The 17,376-nt window shown below is 54.2% G+C and carries 13 protein-coding genes; 3 read left to right on the forward strand and 10 right to left on the reverse strand.

What is annotated here, in order from left to right; translation table 11 throughout:
* Positions 1-4: 4 nt before the first annotated feature.
* The 4 genes from bcsB to bcsR are packed head-to-tail and all read right to left on the reverse strand — an operon-like array spanning position 5 to position 5,904.
* Positions 5-2,359 carry a cellulose biosynthesis cyclic di-GMP-binding regulatory protein BcsB gene (gene bcsB / locus B1H58_RS06755; RefSeq protein ID WP_085068876.1) on the reverse strand — a complete coding sequence of 785 codons (2,355 nt, stop codon included), beginning with the start codon at positions 2,357-2,359 and terminating at the stop codon, positions 5-7.
* 19 nt (positions 2,360-2,378) lie between these two features.
* Positions 2,379-4,985, reverse strand: a complete 2,607-nt coding sequence (bcsA, locus tag B1H58_RS06760) for a UDP-forming cellulose synthase catalytic subunit (protein WP_085068878.1) — start codon at positions 4,983-4,985, stop codon at positions 2,379-2,381.
* Positions 4,982-5,713: a cellulose biosynthesis protein BcsQ gene (bcsQ, locus tag B1H58_RS06765; RefSeq protein WP_085068880.1), complete on the reverse strand. Its 732-nt coding sequence runs from the start codon at positions 5,711-5,713 to the stop codon at positions 4,982-4,984. Before bcsQ ends, bcsA begins: the two co-directional genes overlap by 4 nt.
* Positions 5,701-5,904, reverse strand: a complete 204-nt coding sequence (gene bcsR, locus B1H58_RS06770; RefSeq protein ID WP_085068882.1) for a cellulose biosynthesis protein BcsR — start codon at positions 5,902-5,904, stop codon at positions 5,701-5,703. Before bcsR ends, bcsQ begins: the two co-directional genes overlap by 13 nt.
* 173 nt (positions 5,905-6,077) lie before the next feature.
* Between bcsR and bcsE the strand changes: the two genes are divergently transcribed.
* From bcsE to bcsG, 3 genes are read left to right on the forward strand one after another with little or no spacing between them, the layout of a single operon-like run.
* The gene (gene bcsE, locus B1H58_RS06775) at positions 6,078-7,628 is read left to right on the forward strand and encodes a cellulose biosynthesis protein BcsE (protein ID WP_085068883.1); all 1,551 of its coding nucleotides are present in this window, start codon (positions 6,078-6,080) and stop codon (positions 7,626-7,628) included.
* On the forward strand, positions 7,625-7,813 hold the full coding sequence (gene bcsF, locus B1H58_RS06780) for a cellulose biosynthesis protein BcsF (protein ID WP_085068885.1): 189 nt from the start codon (positions 7,625-7,627) through the stop codon (positions 7,811-7,813). Before bcsE ends, bcsF begins: the two co-directional genes overlap by 4 nt.
* Positions 7,813-9,474, forward strand: coding sequence for a cellulose biosynthesis protein BcsG (bcsG, locus tag B1H58_RS06785; RefSeq protein WP_085068887.1), 1,662 nt, complete (start codon positions 7,813-7,815; stop codon positions 9,472-9,474). The genes bcsF and bcsG overlap by 1 nt, the downstream gene beginning before the upstream one ends.
* 149 nt (positions 9,475-9,623) lie before the next feature.
* Here bcsG and B1H58_RS06790 read toward each other — a convergent pair whose 3' ends face one another.
* From B1H58_RS06790 to dppA, 6 genes are all read right to left on the reverse strand, one after another.
* Entirely contained in the window at positions 9,624-10,667 is a 1,044-nt protein-coding gene (locus B1H58_RS06790; RefSeq protein WP_085068889.1) for a methyl-accepting chemotaxis protein, read from the reverse strand.
* A 423-nt stretch (positions 10,668-11,090) separates the two neighbouring features.
* Positions 11,091-12,095: a dipeptide ABC transporter ATP-binding subunit DppF gene (dppF, locus tag B1H58_RS06795; protein ID WP_085068891.1), complete on the reverse strand. Its 1,005-nt coding sequence runs from the start codon at positions 12,093-12,095 to the stop codon at positions 11,091-11,093.
* Positions 12,085-13,071, reverse strand: a complete 987-nt coding sequence (gene dppD / locus B1H58_RS06800; protein ID WP_085068893.1) for a dipeptide ABC transporter ATP-binding protein — start codon at positions 13,069-13,071, stop codon at positions 12,085-12,087. Before dppD ends, dppF begins: the two co-directional genes overlap by 11 nt.
* Before the next feature lie 12 nt (positions 13,072-13,083).
* Entirely contained in the window at positions 13,084-13,986 is a 903-nt protein-coding gene (gene dppC, locus B1H58_RS06805; RefSeq protein ID WP_085068895.1) for a dipeptide ABC transporter permease DppC, read from the reverse strand.
* Positions 13,987-13,995: 9 nt separating this feature from the next.
* Positions 13,996-15,015 carry a dipeptide ABC transporter permease DppB gene (gene dppB, locus B1H58_RS06810; RefSeq protein WP_085068897.1) on the reverse strand — a complete coding sequence of 340 codons (1,020 nt, stop codon included), beginning with the start codon at positions 15,013-15,015 and terminating at the stop codon, positions 13,996-13,998.
* 235 nt (positions 15,016-15,250) lie between these two features.
* On the reverse strand, positions 15,251-16,861 hold the full coding sequence (dppA, locus tag B1H58_RS06815) for a dipeptide ABC transporter periplasmic-binding protein DppA (RefSeq protein WP_085068899.1): 1,611 nt from the start codon (positions 16,859-16,861) through the stop codon (positions 15,251-15,253).
* Positions 16,862-17,376: the final 515 nt, after the last annotated feature.

Raw genomic sequence — 17,376 nt, forward strand, 5'->3', positions numbered from 1 at the left:
GTAATCACTCGTCATCCTCATTACCCAGTCGACGACGCGTCACCAGCCGCATCAGCCGCCAAACCATCAGGGCCACCAACAGTACAACCACCACCGCAAACAGCCCCATCAGCAGCGGGTGGGACGCCAGCGCGTGCCAGAGACGCTCCCACCACGGCAGATGCCCGACAAAATAGCTGTCGCCTACGCGCAGGCTATTAATGCCAGATTCGCGGATAATGGCGGCGGAGCCGTAGATCGCGGCGCGTTTACCGCTATCAAGCAGGGCGTTATTTAACAGCTGGTAAGCGCGTGGGCTATCCGCCAGCAGCGCCACTACGCTGCGCTGATCGTGGAAGGGAGACTGGAAGCCGATGATCGCCGCCATCGGTCCGTCGGAAACAATGGTGGTGCGGCTGGCGGCGGTGCGATCGCCTGCCGGCGTATCGACATTATCCAGTACCGCCTGACGCACCGGCTTATTCACCCAGCTTTTCGCCCGTTCGACCAGCAGATTTATGCGGCTATCTTCGCGTAAATCATCAGGTACTGTGCCGATAAGCAAGATATCTGCATCCGTTGATTTGGCGTTTGACCAGTCGTCGCTGATCTGCACGTTAAGCGCCGGGAAACCGGTTTGCGCGCCGATATTGCCTACGGCATTCAGCAGAGCACTTACCTGTTCAGCCTGCGGCTGGGCGTTCACCAGAACCAGCGTCTGCGATAAATCGGCCATACGGCTGAACGGGAAACCAGCGTTGGCGAAAGCACGCAGCGAAGGCATCGCGATATAGTGACGATAGCCGGAGAGATCGATAGTCGAATTGCCATCCACTACCACATGATGCGTTACCGGCGACACCGTCTCACAGCGTCCATCGCTGCTGCCGCCGATCACGGTGGCAGCGTAATCGAAATCGAAGCGCAGCTGGTTAACCACTCCCAGACGCAGCGCCGGAATAGTGAGCGAAGTGCCGTTATCCTGTAATCCCTGAATCAGCGGAATATGCAGCAGCTGTTTGCCGCTATCGTCTTTTACCTGCAGCGGGTAATCCTGCATAAACTGATTATTCAGGTTAACCGCCAGCCGCGAGCCGTCGTTTTGCAACGGCGAGGTGTAACGGTAGGCCAGATCCATTTTGATACCGCGCGCGCGCACCAGAAACAGGTCCGGGGGCAGGTTTAGCGTCAGGCTAATCGGAGAGGGCTGAATGCCATCTGCCTGCAGCTGGTTTTCATACTGTTGCAGCTCAGAGAACCGGGTGGCGCGATCGGTACGCACCCAGTTTGGCGCATCATAAGGCTGGCGAGCCGTCAGCTGTTTCACCTGTTCAACGGTAGCGGACTGACCGCGCAGCAGCACATCGCCCTGGGCGATACCTTTTACCGCCGTCAGCAGATCCTCATCGTTGCGCCCCAGAACCAGCAGCATCTTCTGATAAGGATTGTCGGGCTGGCTGATGATTTCCACGGTGGGTTTGTCAACCGCCGGATAATCCTTCAGGAAGTCGGGACGGTGCGCGTTGGTAGCAAAAACTACCGCATGCTGCTGTTGCGGCAGCTGATTATAGAGCACCGGAAATGACTGGCCGCGCCACTGCGCCCGTACGCCAAACCATGAGGCGAGCAGCGCCGCCGCGTGTTGCTCGTCAGAATTCGGCGCGCTGGCAAATATCATCGGTAGCTGCAACGGACGATTATCACGGCTGTCGAAAAAAGGTTCCGGGAAGTCAGAAAGGTCGTTTTTCAGCGGCAGTTTTTGCAGCGTTAAATCGAGCCGACTCTCTTTACCAATATCGAGCCAGATGGCGCTGTTGGCGGGATTTTCACAGATGTTGGTGTAATGCCCGACCAGCTCGAAGCGCACACGGTTAAAATCACTGATGAAACGTGGATCGATGTTAACTGTCGTCTGGCTCTCTTTACCCAGCTGTTCCGGCGTGATGGTTACCAGCCCGACCAGCTCATCATTCAGGTAGACCTTGAAATGCGATAAGGTCGGCAGCAGCGCCGGTGAAGGACGCCAGGTCAGATGCAGCACCGCCTGCGTTACCAATTCATCGCTGCGTACGCCAAACTCGATTTGACCATCCGTACGGATGCCCCGTAGCGTCAAACTGCCCGGCGGCGGCGCAACGTTAGTGAACGTTAACTCACTATTACGCACCGGCGCAGCGGCAACTGACGGCGTAACAACCGTGGCCACGGGCTGAGCGTCAGCGGGTGGCGTATTGGCAGGTTGAATCTGAGCGGGCGCAGCAGCTTCCTCTACCTGAGCAATACCCATCGCCTGCTCCGCAGGATTGGGCTCAGGGGCAGCATGGGCCAGCGGGAGCAGCCCCACCAGCATTGCGGTAAACCAGCTTATTTTTCTCGTCATTGTCGCATCATCAGTTGAGTCATTGTTTCACACCGGCAATGCCTGCCGTTGCGCTTCCTACGCCTTTGGGAAAAAACGACGCCAGCCAGGAAAGGAAGGCCGTCAGCATTAAGAACAACTGGCGTAATCGCGCCGGCCCATACTCAGCCAGGCGGATGTAGCCTTTAAAGCCCAAAATCATTATGTCGGTCAGGCTTTGAATCGGTTTATCTTCCGGGAAGCCATCCTGCCACAGCGCCCAGGTATCGGCGCGGGCAAAGGTACACTGAATAAATTCAATATGTTCTGCCGTGGAAAGGTTAGTCAGGCGGATACCGGCCCGACGGCCAAATACGCGCTGCACCTTCGCCGGGAAGCTGAACTCCTGCTGACCACGTCGCAGCAGCAGAGAGATCTCTTCGCCATCTTTCAGCGCATCCGTTTCGCGCAGTTCGACGCCTACGCCACCGTCCGAATAGTCGCGCAGCGTACAGGGCAGCATATGACCATCCTGACGGGCAATCGCGGCGGGCATCGCCATCTCCACGCGATGCGCCTCACGGATCTGACGCGCTTCGACCGAAACAGCCACCGCGCCGCCAAGAATAATCATGTTGTAGAACACCCACAGCAGACTGACCAGTACCGTCAATACCTCATTTTCCGGGCCGTAAGCGATACGCCAGCCCGCCATGAAAACGCCTGCCAGATTGAGCAGCACCAGAGCCATATAGGGCCTGGTAATCACCCAGTCGAGATGCTGTTCCTCCACCAGACCGCCCTTGGCCGTCACGTTAAATTTGCCCTTGTGTGGATTAAACAGCGCCACGGTGGTGGGTCGGGCAATGTACCAGGCCAGCACCGTTTCATAGACCTCACTCCAGAAAGAGTGGCGGTAGCGGCCCTGAATGCGCGAGTTGGTCAGGCTGGTATGCAGCATATGCGGCAGCACATAAATGGCGATCGCTAATGCCGGGGCAAAAATGATATAGGCATGCGCCAGCAGGAAGGCGAGCGGCGCCAGCAGAAAAATCAGGCGCGGAATGCCCGACAGGAAGTGCAGCATGGCGTTGGCATAGCAAAGTCGCTGTACCAGCTTCAGGCCACGGCCCATGAGGGGGTTATCGAGACGGAAAATTTGCACCATGCCGCGCGCCCAGCGAATACGCTGACCAATATGCGCAGAAAGACTTTCCGTTGCCAGGCCAGCCGCCTGGGGAATACGTATATAGGCGGAAGTATGGCCGCGACGATGTAAACGCAGCGAGGTGTGCGCATCTTCCGTCACGGTTTCTACCGCAATGCCGCCGATCTCATCCAGCGCGCTGCGGCGCAGCACCGCACAGGAGCCGCAAAAGAAAGTAGCGTCCCAGGTATCGTTGCCATCCTGTACCAGACCATAAAACAGCGTGCCCTCGTTCGGCGTACGACGAAAACGGCCCAGGTTGCGCTCAAAAGGATCGGGAGAAAAAAAGTGATGCGGCGTTTGCAGCATCGCCAGCTTTTTATCTTTGATAAACCAGCCCAGCGTCATTTGCAGGAAAGAGCGCGTCGGCACATGGTCACAGTCAAAAATAGTGACAAATTCGCTCTGACATTCGGTACGCAGCGCATTATTGATATTGCCCGCCTTGGCGTGCTCATGCGTCGGGCGCGCCACATAACGCACGCCGACGCTGGCCGCAAAATCGCGGAACTCCTGGCGGTTACCGTCATCAAGAATGTAGATATTGACCTTATCTTTCGGCCAGTCGATGCCCAGCGCGGCATAAATAGTGGGTTTTACCACGCTCATTGGCTCGTTATAGGTGGGCACCAGCAAGTCGACTGTCGGCCACAGGCGCGGATCTTCCGGCAGCGAGACCGGCTGACGATGCAGCGGCCACAGCGTCTGGAAATAGCCCAGCACCAGCACCACCCAGGCGTAGGTTTCCGCGCCGATAAGCAGCAGACCGAACGTCAGGCTGAGCGGATCGTCCCAGTTCAGCGTGGAGGTATAACGCCACCAGAGATAGCGGCAGGAAACCGTCAGCGACAGCACGATCAGCATCATGGTCGCCAGCCGACCCGGCACACGCCGCACCACCATCGCCAGCCCCCACAGCATTGCCACAAAGATAAACTGTGTAAACAGATCAAGCGGTTGAGAAATACAGAGCAGCGCCAGCAGGGCGGCAGCGATGCTGGATAAAACAAAGACTAATTTGCGCAGCGCTGGCGGCAGGCGGCTGAGCCGCTGTTCCAGCCGATCGCCATGTTGGATACGCTGCGGCAGGCGATCAAGCCACTGATGAAAGCCCTGACGCCAGCTGAACAGGTGGCGAAACGCGTTAAACCTTTTACGCTGGCTAACGGCACTGCCGTCCTGCGGCAGGAAAAGCAACAACCACAGGCTCTGTGTAAAAAAGCGCACGATGTCCAGCGGGCGCGGGCGCTCCGGAGAAATATGCGGATAGAGCGTGCGGCGCTGCGCAATAATCCGCTGCCAGCCAGCGGTTTCAAAACGCAGCAGCGACCAGCCCAGCACCAGCCAGAAGCAGTGAATGCTGGCCGCCAGCCTTGAGGTGCCAGCATGAAGATAACCGTTATAACGCGCACTCAGTGCCTGCCAGGCTGGCGCCGCGATTAGCCAGCGTAACGGATTCATGCGATCTCCTCGCGGATATGCATCATTAGCCAGTTCGCCAGCGTGGTGATCTCTTCGCTGGCCAGCGCCAGCGGCCGGTATTCTCCCAGCGGCTGTTTATTTAGCAGTGCTTCAAACAGCGCTTCATCACGATGGATCATTAGCGGAATCAGATTGCGCAGCGTGCTGATCCACAGCTGATGCAGATCCTGCTGAACTTTGCTGTTGGCGTTAAACTGGTTGAGCAAATAGAGCGGCTGAAGATCGTCAACGGGCTGATGTAGTCGTAGATGAACGTTGCCATCGGCTACCAGCAGCTGAATTAGCCGATTAGCCTGAGCATAAACCGGCTGCAGCCAGGGCTGCTCGCCGCCCGGCAAATCGAGTAAAACCCAGCGGTAATGGGTTTTTAACGCGGCAAGGTAAGGCAGCCATGCATGTGCGAACGGCGCTGGATCGGTGTAAAAGTGTGTGCGTTCTGCGCAGGTTAGCTGGCCAAACGGGATAAAGTCGGGGCCGTTGGGATAGCGTAACGCCACATGCTGCGGGTCTTCGCCGTCCAGCATGGCGCGCATCCAGCCGCGGGTCTCGCTCTGCGGCGTATTAAAATGCTGGCGCAGCTGATTGCTCGGCGACCAGTCCATCACGATGGTCGGCTCGCCCAGCTGCTGTAACGCCCAGGCCAGAGCCGCCGTCACGGAAGTGGTGCCCGCGCCTCCCCGCACGCCCTGTAGCGCTAAGACCGGCATGCATTTTCCTTTTGTTGCGCAGATAGCTCATTTAATAATGGCCAACGTGCAAGGATAGCTGCCAGTCGCTCTTCACGCGCAATATCAACATAGCGAAATGCAGAAAAAGAAAAAGCTTCGCTAAGCTTACTAATGTCATCATTTAGCCTGAAATTATCAGACTTAACAGAAATTTCTTGCGGTTGTTTCATTTACCTTGCCATTTAGAAAGACATTGAATAGCGTTTAATTTCCTTACCAACAGTAAGGATAAAGACATAAGTGTATGAGCTGGCACTTTATTATATTTGTTTAAATTATCCAGGCGAAATAAATCCCTGTCTATAATAAAATAGCTTCTGTTGAACCAATTTGCGAAACTTCTATGGCACTCTCTTTTACGCTCGGCATTGAGCAGGTTCAGAATGAATTAATAGAAATGCAGCCGCCGGGCTGCTACTGGCTTACCGTTAACCGACCTGATGATGCCCGTTTGCTGGCGCGTCAGGTAATTAACGCTCAGCAGGCGCTGACGCTAATTAGCGCTGGTGAAAAGCCGCAATCATTACTGGAACCCGCGCTGCCCAATGGGCCAGAGCGTATTCCTTTTTATTCTTTGCCGGAAAAACGTCGTGCGCTGTTAGATTTACCCGAAGATTTAGCCCGAACGCTTTCAGCGAAGCCGCGATTAATATTATTTTTCACTGATTTTTCTTTCATAGAAAGACTATCACCTGTGGAATTAATCGTATGGATAAAAAAGATCAACCGTACACTGGCCGCTCGTCATAGTTGCCTGTTAATTATTACTTCCGGCTCCGGTGTAAATAGTTTACGTCAGACATTACTGAGCACCTTTCGGCAATTAAACGGCCTGGCTCATCTGGAATATCAGCAGGACAGCTGGAACTACCGTGTTAGCTGGTGGTGTCACGATCAACGTTTGATGGCGGATCGGGCGCTACGCTTAACCGCGCGCGGCTCCGGCTTTGCGGCAATGCGTGAAAATGACCAGAACACACCGCTGACGCTGAATGATGAAGCCATTTGTATTGCAGAACGTCAGGTTCTGGAGGGCGCGCCGCCCCTCTCCAGCCACTGGCAGCTATTTGACAGTAACGATATGGTTGCCTCACGCGCTCAGCAGGCGGATTCCGCCACGGTGATTTTCTCGCTAAACCATAACGAGGAGATCCGCATACTCTCGCAGCATATCCACACTCTGCGGCGCATGCGCGGAGCCGGGCTGAAGATTATGGTACGTGAAATGCAAACCAGCCTGCGTTACAGCGATGAGCGCCTGCTGCTGGCCTGCGGCGTTAACGCCATCGTGCCCTTTGGCGCACCGATGTCGCGCTTTTTGACCACGCTGGAAAGCCTTCAGGGACAGCGTTATAACCGCCACGTGCCCGTCAATCTTGATGCGCTGTTGCAGTCGCTGCAGCCGCTGCAGCAGCGCGGTTTTTTATCGCTGGATACCTTTTGCCAGTCGGTTACGCAGCTGGTCAGCAATACGCTACTGCCGGAAAATGGCAAAGGGCTGCTGGTGGCATTGCGCCCGGTGCCTGAGCTAAGACCAGAGCAAGCACTTACATTATGTAAGCCGCGTCGTTATGGCGACCTGGTAACGGTACGCGGCGATCGGCTCTATCTGTTTCTCTCTTCATGCCGCTATAACGATCTTGATACCGCGCTGAAGTTTATTTTCCGGCTGCCGCACGATGAGCTGTTTTCTAACCGCCTGGTCTGGTTTGAAGATTTACAGATCCTTTCTGAAGTCAGGCAGATGAAAACGCTGGTGCCGGAGGCGTGGAAAGATATGCCGCCAGCCGCGAAGGTGGTGCTGCCGGAAGTAACGCCGCCGCAGCCGGTTGAACGTCAGACACCGCAGCCGGTGGTGCTCAGCTTTAATAAATCGGGGGCTGTGCGCGAATGACACTTATTGATGGCGTGCAGATTTTAATTCTGCTGGTGCTGATCGCGCTGCTGCTGAGACCACTGTATACCCGTTGGCTTCCCGCCCGCTGGCGCAGCGTCACGCAACGGCTGTTGCCGCCACGCTCATTAAAATATGAAGGTACCTGGCAACGTCAGCCCAACAAAACGGATAAAGATAAATAATGACTGAGAGTAAAAAGACGCCGTCTTCCACGGCTGCTTTCTGGCGTAACTGGCGCGGGCTGGGCGGCTGGAATTTCTATTTTTTAATTAAGTTTGCGCTGCTGTGGTTCGGCTACCTTAATTTTCATGCCTTGACGAACCTGGTATTCCTTGCCTGGCTGTTGTTTCCCCTTCCCTCGCTGCGACTGCACCGTCTGCGTAGCTGGATCTCATTACCGCTCGGCTTTGCGCTGTTCTGGCACGATACCTGGCTCCCCGGCCCGGAAAGCATTATCAGCCAGGGCGGGCAGCTGGCAGGCTTTTCCGGTGCTTATCTGCTCGACCTGGTTAACCGGTTTATTAACTGGCAGATGGTGGGCGCCGCCTTTGTGATGCTGGTGCTGTATCTGTTTATTTCCCAGTGGGTGCGCATCACGGTGCTGGTGTCGCTACTGCTGATCTGGATAAACATAATCAATCTCGCCGGGCCCGCTGTTTCACTGCTGCCGACCAAATCGGCCACGCCGGACGTGGTGCTGAACAACAAAACGCCAGCCAATAACGCAGCGGCGGATAAAAATGCCCTGGATGAATCCGCCCCGCCGACCAGCGCCAACCTGACGGCTTATCTGAACCGCTTTTATCAGACGGAAAAGCAGCGCGTTACGCAATTTCCGACGACGCTGTCGCCTGACTCACAGCCGTTTGACATCCTGGTTATCAACATCTGTTCGCTCGCCTGGTCAGATATTGATGCGGTTCAGCTACGCGATCATCCGCTGTGGAAGCATTTTGATATTCTGCTCAGCAACTATAATTCTGCGACCGGCTACAGCGGACCGGCCGGTATTCGTTTGCTGCGCGCCAGCTGCGGTCAGACCTCCCATAGCGATCTGTATAAACCCGCCGATCGGCAGTGCTATCTGTTTGATAATCTGGCGAAGCTGGGCTTTAAAGAACAGTTGATGATGGACCATACCGGCGTTTTTGGTAATTACCTGAAAGAGCTGCGTGTCGATGGTGGTCTTCAGGCACCGTTGATGTCGCAGGCCGGGATTACGCCAGAACTGACCTCGTTTGACGGCTCCCCGGTCTATAACGATGCGCAGCTGATGCAGCGCTGGCTGGACGATCGTACTAAAAGCAACGATGCGCGCACCGCAACGTTTTACAATGTGATCCCATTGCATGACGGCACGCGCAACCTCGGCACTACCGGAACCGCGCCTTATAAGCCGCGTGCGCAACTGCTGTTCGATCAGCTGGATACTTTCCTGACAAACCTGGAAAAATCGGGACGTCAGGTACTGGTGATTATGGTGCCGGAGCATGGTGCCGCCGTGGTAGGCGATAAGATGCAAATGTCTGGCCTGCGTGATATTCCCAGCCCGGGCATTACGCATGTTCCGGTAGGTGTTCGCTTTGTCGGCATGAAGGCTCCGCATCAGGGACAACCGTTGACGGTGGATACGCCGACCAGCCTGCTGGCCATTTCTGAACTGATTTCACGTGTGGTTGACGGGCAGGTATTTAATGCAGCGAATGTAAATATGTCGGTGCTGACGGAAAACCTGCCGCAGACGCCGGTTGTTTCAGAAAATGATAATGCCATCGTGATGATGTATCAGGGCAAACCCTGGATACGCCTGAACGGCGGCGACTGGGTGCCCTATCCGCAATAAAACCCGGTTCTGGCGGTCGCGTTATATACCGGCGTCCGCCACGTTTTAACTTCGGGAGAAAAGAAGTCCGTATCGTTTCACTACGCTGACTTGATCGTTAACCGTGAGCGTACGCTAAATGATGCGGGCTTTTTTAATGGCCGTGAGACTCAGGCAATATAGTCCGGAGCAATTTGCTCGATCAGGCAATCGATAATCAGGATTACCTGTGAGCTGGCCTGCTCTATTTTCTCCAGAAAGTCGGCCATTGCTGTAACATCATTCTGGCAAAATGCGGTTAACGCTGCACGTCCACTGTTATGAACTTCGGCGTGAGGCCGTTCAAGCTGACGAAATTTCTCGTTTCCGACAAACAGCGCATGTCCTTCCCCTTCGTAATACCATTTGCCCAACCGGCATTCATGATGGGTGTTAACTTTGCCTTTCTTATCTTTATTGAACAGCAGGGAATAGACCTGTTGCTTCCAGACAATATGATCAAGCTTCACCGTATTCAGAAATTGCTGCCGGGAAATAAAGCGAATAACGGATTGCATACGCGCTGAACGTTTGATCACCTCTTCTAAGGCTTCGCAGGCTTCATTAACCTCTTGTCTGACAATTACGTGGGCCCTGATGACGGTTGTACCGTTATCAGAAACCTGATCGGCCGACTTTTTAATATCGTTAGTAATTTTTTCTATTTTGGCAGACTGGTTTTTTACCTCTTCCGCAAGGCATTTGACTTCCTTTGAAAGCACGGTAAAACCACGCCCCATAGTGCCCACCCGGGCAGCCTCTATCGCTGAATTGATCGCCAACAGATCGGTTTGGTTAGCCAGACGGTTAATATCGCTTACACATTCCCTGATATCCTCTACCGATGCCTGCAACGTCCGGCTGACCTCATTGCCATTTTCAGCATGCTTTTCAAACTCGCACATCTTATCCAACAGCGCATGAATAAAGTTTCTTGCCTGCAGGTTCTTCTCATTAAGTTTTTCAATGATTTCCTCCTCTTTTTTCAGCTGTTCGCTGGAGGTAAGCAACGAGTTGCGAATAACCTCAACGTTATTAATGCCTGACAGGAGGTTTTGACAAATAATGCGTTCATAAAGCGAATTATGATGTGTTGCTATTATTTCTTGCAGCACCACTTCATTTTCATCAGATGATTTTTCCCTTAATCCAAATAACTCTGAAGCATATTTCATATTAAATCCGTTTATTTATCCATCCATTTTTTATTAAAAATCACGCCCCATGCGGTCGTTAACATCCACCTTCATTAATAACATAGAGCGTAACGGCGTCCTGATAACCATCAAGCGATAAATGGAGCAAGTATATGCATTATTTTGTATAGAAAGGTCATTATATCTAAAGAAGCGGTTTTGGGAGTTTTCTTTTAATCAGAAGAGAAATAAAACTAAATGGATGGATTAATTCATTAATAACAAAAATAAAGCGTAGCAGGTAATACATGACGGTAAATCAGATGACTAACGGGAACGTATGCTGCGTATAAAATAGCGCATCCGGGCTTGTGAAAGGCAATAATAAGCGAGGCGAAGCCTGCCTGTGACAGATAAAATTGAACGCGGAGCACGTTTAAATCTACCTGCTCCGCGTTAAGCTTAACTCACTTTCTGCTGCTCATCCTGATCCACGGCGAAGCAGGCAATCTGCTGATCGCCATACTGCTTCAACTGCGGCTGTAACTGGACGCAGGTGCCGAAGCGACGACGACAGCGCGCGTTAAAAGCGCAGCCGGGCGGCGGGCTCAGCGGGCTGGGCAGCTCGCCGGTCAGCTTGATACGTTCGCGGCGGTCGTCCGGGTTCAGACGCGGCGTCGCGGAAAGCAGCGCCTGCGTATAAGGATGACGCGGATTGGCGAAAATTGCCTCTTTGGTGCCTTTCTCCACGCAGCGACCCAGATACATCACCATCACCTCATCGGCAATATGCTCCACTACCGATAAATCATGCGAAATAAAGACGTAAGAGAGCCCCATCTCCTGCTGCAAATCCATCATCAGGTTCAGCACCTGCGCGCGTACCGAGACATCCAGCGCCGAGACCGGCTCGTCGGCGATCAGCACATCGGGATCCAGCATCAGGCCGCGCGCAATGGCGATACGCTGACGCTGTCCGCCGGAAAACATATGCGGATAGCGGTCATAATGTTCGGTCTTCAGCCCCACCTTGGCCATCATTTCCAGCGTTTTTTCCCGGCGTTCCGCTTTGCTGAGCGATGTATTGATCAGCAGCGGCTCTTCCAGTATCTGGCTCACTTTTTTACGCGGGTTTAGTGAGCCGTACGGGTTTTGAAACACAATCTGGATTTTTTGCCGACGCAGCGATTGCGCCTGCGGATCGTGCTTCAGCAGATCCTGACCGTGCCAGAACAGCTGCCCTTCGGTAGGCGTTTCAATCATTGTCAGCAGGCGGCCCAGGGTGGATTTGCCACAGCCTGACTCGCCCACCACCGCCAGCGTTTTCCCGCGTTCAAGGTTAAAGGAAACGCCGTCCAGCGCTTTCACCAGCCGTGGCTCGCCGAACAGACCCTTCTTCACCGGATAGTGCTTTTTCAGGTCGATAGCCTGCAGCAGATATTGCTGCTCTTGAGTTTCAGGACGCATAGGTTGGTCTCCCGGCATCATCCAGCGGATAGTGACACTTGGACTGACGCCCCGGAATATCACGCAGTTCAGGTTCTTCCACACGGCAATGGTCGGTGGCATAAGGGCAGCGCGGGTTCAGCAGGCAGCCGCTGGGCCGATCGTATTTGCCCGGCACCACGCCCGACAACGAAGCCAGACGTGCTTTATCGGCCGCAAATTCCGGCAGCGCGCGCAACAGCGCCTGGGTATAAGGATGGCGCGGTGCTTTGAAAATATCGCTCGCCTTGCCCGTTTCCACTACCTGTCCGGCATACATCACAATAATGTGCTGCGCGGCTTCCGCTACCAGCGCCAGATCGTGCGTAATCAGGATCAGCGCCATGTTCTCCTGCTTTTGCAGCTCCAGCAGCAGCTCAATAATTTGCGCCTGAATAGTAACGTCAAGCGCGGTCGTCGGCTCATCGGCAATCAGCAGACGTGGCCGACAGGCGATAGCCATAGCGATCATCACGCGCTGGCTCATACCACCGGAAAGCTGGTGCGGATAGACGTCCAGCCGCGATTCCGGATCGGGAATACCGACCTGATTCAACAGATCGATAGCGCGTTGTCGCCGGGTACGACGGTTGCCGCCCTGGTGAACTTTTATCGCTTCCATAATCTGATAGCCGACGGTATAGCACGGGTTCAGGCTGGTCATCGGATCCTGGAAAATCATCGCCACTTCCGACCCCACCAGCTGACGCCGCTCTTTTTCAGAGATGCGCTTCAGGTCGCGCTGGTTGAATTCCAGCTTATCCGCCATTACGCGGCCGGGATAATCGATCAGCCCCATAATCGCCAGCGAGCTGACCGATTTACCGGAGCCGGATTCCCCTACGATACCCACAACCTGGCCCTGTTCGACCTGGTAACTAATGCGGTCAACCGCACGGAACGGTGCTTTCTCTTCGCCGAAATGCACCGACAGTTTTTCTATATTTAATAACGCCATCTCGGTGCCTCTTTACTGCTTGAGTTTCGGGTCGAGCGCATCACGCAAGCCATCGCCCATCAGGTTAAATGCCAGTACCGTCAGCAGGATCACCAGTCCAGGAAAGGTGACCACCCACCAGGCACTCTGCGCATATTGCAGAACGTCGGAGAGCATGGTGCCCCACTCCGGCGTCGGCGGCTGCGCACCCATACCGAGAAAGCCCAGCGCGGCCATATCCAGAATCGCATTGGAGAAGCCCAGCGACGCCTGCACAATCAGCGGTGCCAGGCAGTTAGGCAGAATGTTAATGAACATCTGGCGAATGGCACCGGCCCCGGCTACGCGGGAAGCGGTCACATAATCGCGGTTGATTTCTACCAGCACCGCAGCGCGGGTCAGACGAATATAGTGCGGCAGCGCAACAAAGGTCAGCGCCAGCGAAGCGTTAACAATCGACGGGCCGAAAATCGCCACCAACACCAGCGCCAACAGCAGGCTTGGCAGCGCCAGCATAATATCGACCAGACGCATAATGGTGGCATCCACCGCTCCGCCAACGTAGCCCGCCAGCAGACCGAGGATCACCCCAAGGATCAGCGACAGCAGCACCACCAGGCAGCCCACCAGCAGCGACAGCCGCGCGCCGTACATCAGGCGCGACAGGACATCGCGGCCCACGTCATCAGTACCGAGAATGTATTGCCAGCTGCCGCCCTCCTGCCATACCGGCGGATGCAACAGCGCATCGCGGAACTGCTCAGCCGGACCGTGCGGCGCCAGCAGATCGGCGAAAATCGCCAGCGTCACCATAATCACGATATAGACCAGACCGACAACCGCGCCCTTATTACGTTTAAAATAGTGCCAGAACTCCTGTAAAGGGGTCATCGGCACGGGTGCAGCGCTGACGCCGCCCGGATTAATAACAGACATAGCGCCCCCTTATTTTTTATGTCGAATGCGCGGATTCACCACGCCATAAAGCAGATCAACCAGCAGGTTAACCAGAATAATCAGCGTGGCGACCATCAGTACGCCGCCCTGAACCACCGGATAATCGCGGCGCTGTAAGGCCTCAATTAGCCAGCGTCCCAGGCCCGGCCAGGAGAAGATAGTCTCGGTCAGGATCGCGCCCGCCAGCAGCGTACCGATTTGCAGACCGATAACGGTAACCACCGGCAGCATTGCGTTGCGCAGCGCGTGGACAATAATTACCCGCATCCGCGTCAGCCCTTTGGCGCGGGCGGTACGAATATAATCTTCGCCCAGCACTTCCAGCATTGATGAGCGAGTCATGCGTACAATCACTGCCAGCGGGATAGTGCCCAGCACGATAGCGGGCAGGATCATATGCATTACCGCGTCATGGAAATCGCCCGGCTCGCCCCAAATCAACGTATCGATCAGAACAAAGCCGGTCAGCGGCTGCGTATCATCCAGGAACACCGCATCGCCTAATCGTCCTGATACCGGCGTCAGGTCAAGCTGCACCGAGACCAGCATAATCAGCATGATGCCCCACCAAAAAATCGGCATCGAATAGCCGGTCAGCGAGATGCCGACAGCGGTATGGTCGAATATGGAGCCGCGTTTTACCGCTGCCAGCACGCCAACCGGGATACCGATAGCGACGGCAAACAGCATGGCGCAAATGCCCAGCTCCAGCGTAGCCTTGAAGCGCGGCACAAATTCATCCCATACCGGCGTACGGCTTTTCAGGGAGATGCCAAGGTCGCCGTGCAGCACGCCGTTAATGTAGGTGAGATATTGTTTCCACAGTGGCTGATCCAGCCCCAGTTGGGCCATAAGCTGTGCGTGACGTTCAGGGGAGATCCCGCGTTCGCCGGCCATGATCAGTACCGGATCGCCGGGGATCAGGTGTACAAAAGCGAACGTTAACAAGGTAATACCGATAAACGTTGGGATCACCAGACCCAAACGTCGGAATATGAACTGCAGCATAATCCGGTTTCTCTATTTTTATCCCACCGCTCAGGGCGGGTTTTTGCTCACATCCTGCGCTGGCGTGAAGCCAGCCGCGACGCAATACATTGCGCCTTAGCCAGTTTTTTCGTCCGGGAAAGGGGATGAAAACGCTTCAGCCCGCAGACATCGCCGTCGGGCCATCGCTACCTGTAAAATCACCGGCAGCGACAGCAATGTAATTTATCGGGCCAGACGCTGCCGGCCCGGTAGATTATTCAGCGATATCGACGTTTACGAAGTAGTGGCCGCCCAGTGGATCCACCACATAGTTGGACACTTTTTTACTTACCGGCTCATAGACCGTGGAGTGGGCGATAATCAGCGCAGGCGCCTGATCGTGCATTACCACCTGAGCCTGCTTGTAAAGCTGAATACGCTTTTCATGATCGTCCGTGGCGCGGGCTGGCTGAATCAGGTCCTCAAACGACTTATCGCACCAGCGCGAGTAGTTAGAACCATCTTTTGCCGCAGCGCAGCTGAACAGCGTAGCGAAGAAGTTATCTGGATCCCCGTTGTCGCCGGTCCAGCCCATCATCACCGTCTGGTGCTCACCATCTTTGGCGCGCTTCAGATATTCGCCCCACTCATAGGTAACGATTTTGGCTTTCACGCCGATTTTCGCCCAGTCGGACTGGATCATTTCGGCCATACGGCGCGCGTTCGGGTTGTAAGGACGCTGTACCGGCATCGCCCACAGGTCGATAGCGAAACCATCGGCCATGCCTGCTTCTTTCAGCAGCGCTTTGGCTTTAACCGGATCGTAGGAGTAATCCTGCACCGCATCGTTATAGCCCCACATGGTTGGCGGGATCAGGTTTTTCGCTGGCTGACCGGCACCCTGATAAACGGCCTCAATGATTGCGTTTTTGTTTACCGCCATGGTCAACGCCTGACGCACTTTTAGGTTATCCAGCGGCTTTTTCTCAACGTTAAACGAGAGATAGCCGACGTTCAGACCTGGCTGCTCCATCAGGTTGATGTTCTTATCCTGCTTCATGCGGGCGATATCCGCCGGGTTCGGGTAAGGCATGACATGGCACTCGCCTTTTTGCAGCTTGGCGTAGCGCACCGAGGCATCCGGCGTGATAGAGAACACTAAACGATCGATTTTCGGCTTAGTGCCCCAGTATTCGGCGTTGGCTTTGTACAGGATGCGTGAATCTTTTTGATACTGCAGCAGCTGGAACGGGCCAGTGCCGACCGGATTGAGGTCAACTTTTTCCGGCGTACCCGCCTGCATCATCTTGTCAGCATATTCTGCCGAGAGAATAGAGGCGAAATCCATCCCAAGGTCGGCCAGGAACGGGGCTTCCTGACGGGTCAGCGTAAAGCGCACGGTATAGTCATCAACCTTCTCAACTTTACTGATCAGGTTGGGCATGTCCATGCCTTCGAAGTATTCGTAGTTACCGCCAGAGACGCCGTGATATTTGTTGTTTTTATCAAGCTGACGCTCAAAGGTGAATATCACGTCATCCGCATTAAAATCGCGGGTGGGTTTGAAATCTTTAGTGGTGTGCCACTTCACGCCTTTACGCAGGTGGAAAGTGTAGGTTTTGCCATCTTCGCTAATGTCCCACTTTTCGGCCAGCGCCGGATGCAGCTCGGTAGTACCGATAGTGAACTCCACCAGACGGTTATAAACCTGGCGGGAGCTGGCATCATAAGTGGTACCGGAGGTGAACAGCTGCGGGTTAAAACCTTCTGGCGATCCTTCTGAACAATAAACCAGAGTCTTTGCCTGAACGCTAACGGCAACGGTCATCGCCATCAGGCTCAGGCCGACCTTTAGCACCCCTGATTTAGCCAAGGAAATACTCATGCTTATGCTCCAATATGTGATGTGTGTTGTGCGCGTATGCCCGGCCTGTGTTTTTTTTGTGCGGCCGGTGCGAGTTGCCCGAAGGCAACAGGAGATAAGTGATGGCGGGTGGTTCTGATAGCGTGAAATCTATCAGAAGAATCTGCTTCCCTTACTCCGGTGAAACATCAATTTGTCAACAGAATGAAAGAACGTCAATACAGATATGAGGTATTTACACAGAGTGTGAGAAACAGCAAGCAAACATAAAAAAAACCTTCTGATAACAAAACCAGTTGGAAAGTTTATTGCCAGGCCGTTTAACCCTATAAACATCGGGTAAAAAATGCGCAAGCCAGCAGGTTTAACCGCAAAAAAACGATTAAAATTTATCGTTGAACGCTGCATAACTGAACGATTAGCGAGCTGTTCAGTCAAAGAGCTAGCTAAAAATGCTGCGATATCGGCACAAGAAAACGGCAATATGCAATATTCGGTCATAAGTTATACGTAGAGCGAATTAAGCACAGAAGCCA

Origin of the sequence: Pantoea alhagi (genome assembly GCF_002101395.1) — a bacterium.
Taxonomy (GTDB): Bacteria; Pseudomonadota; Gammaproteobacteria; order Enterobacterales; family Enterobacteriaceae; genus Mixta; species Mixta alhagi.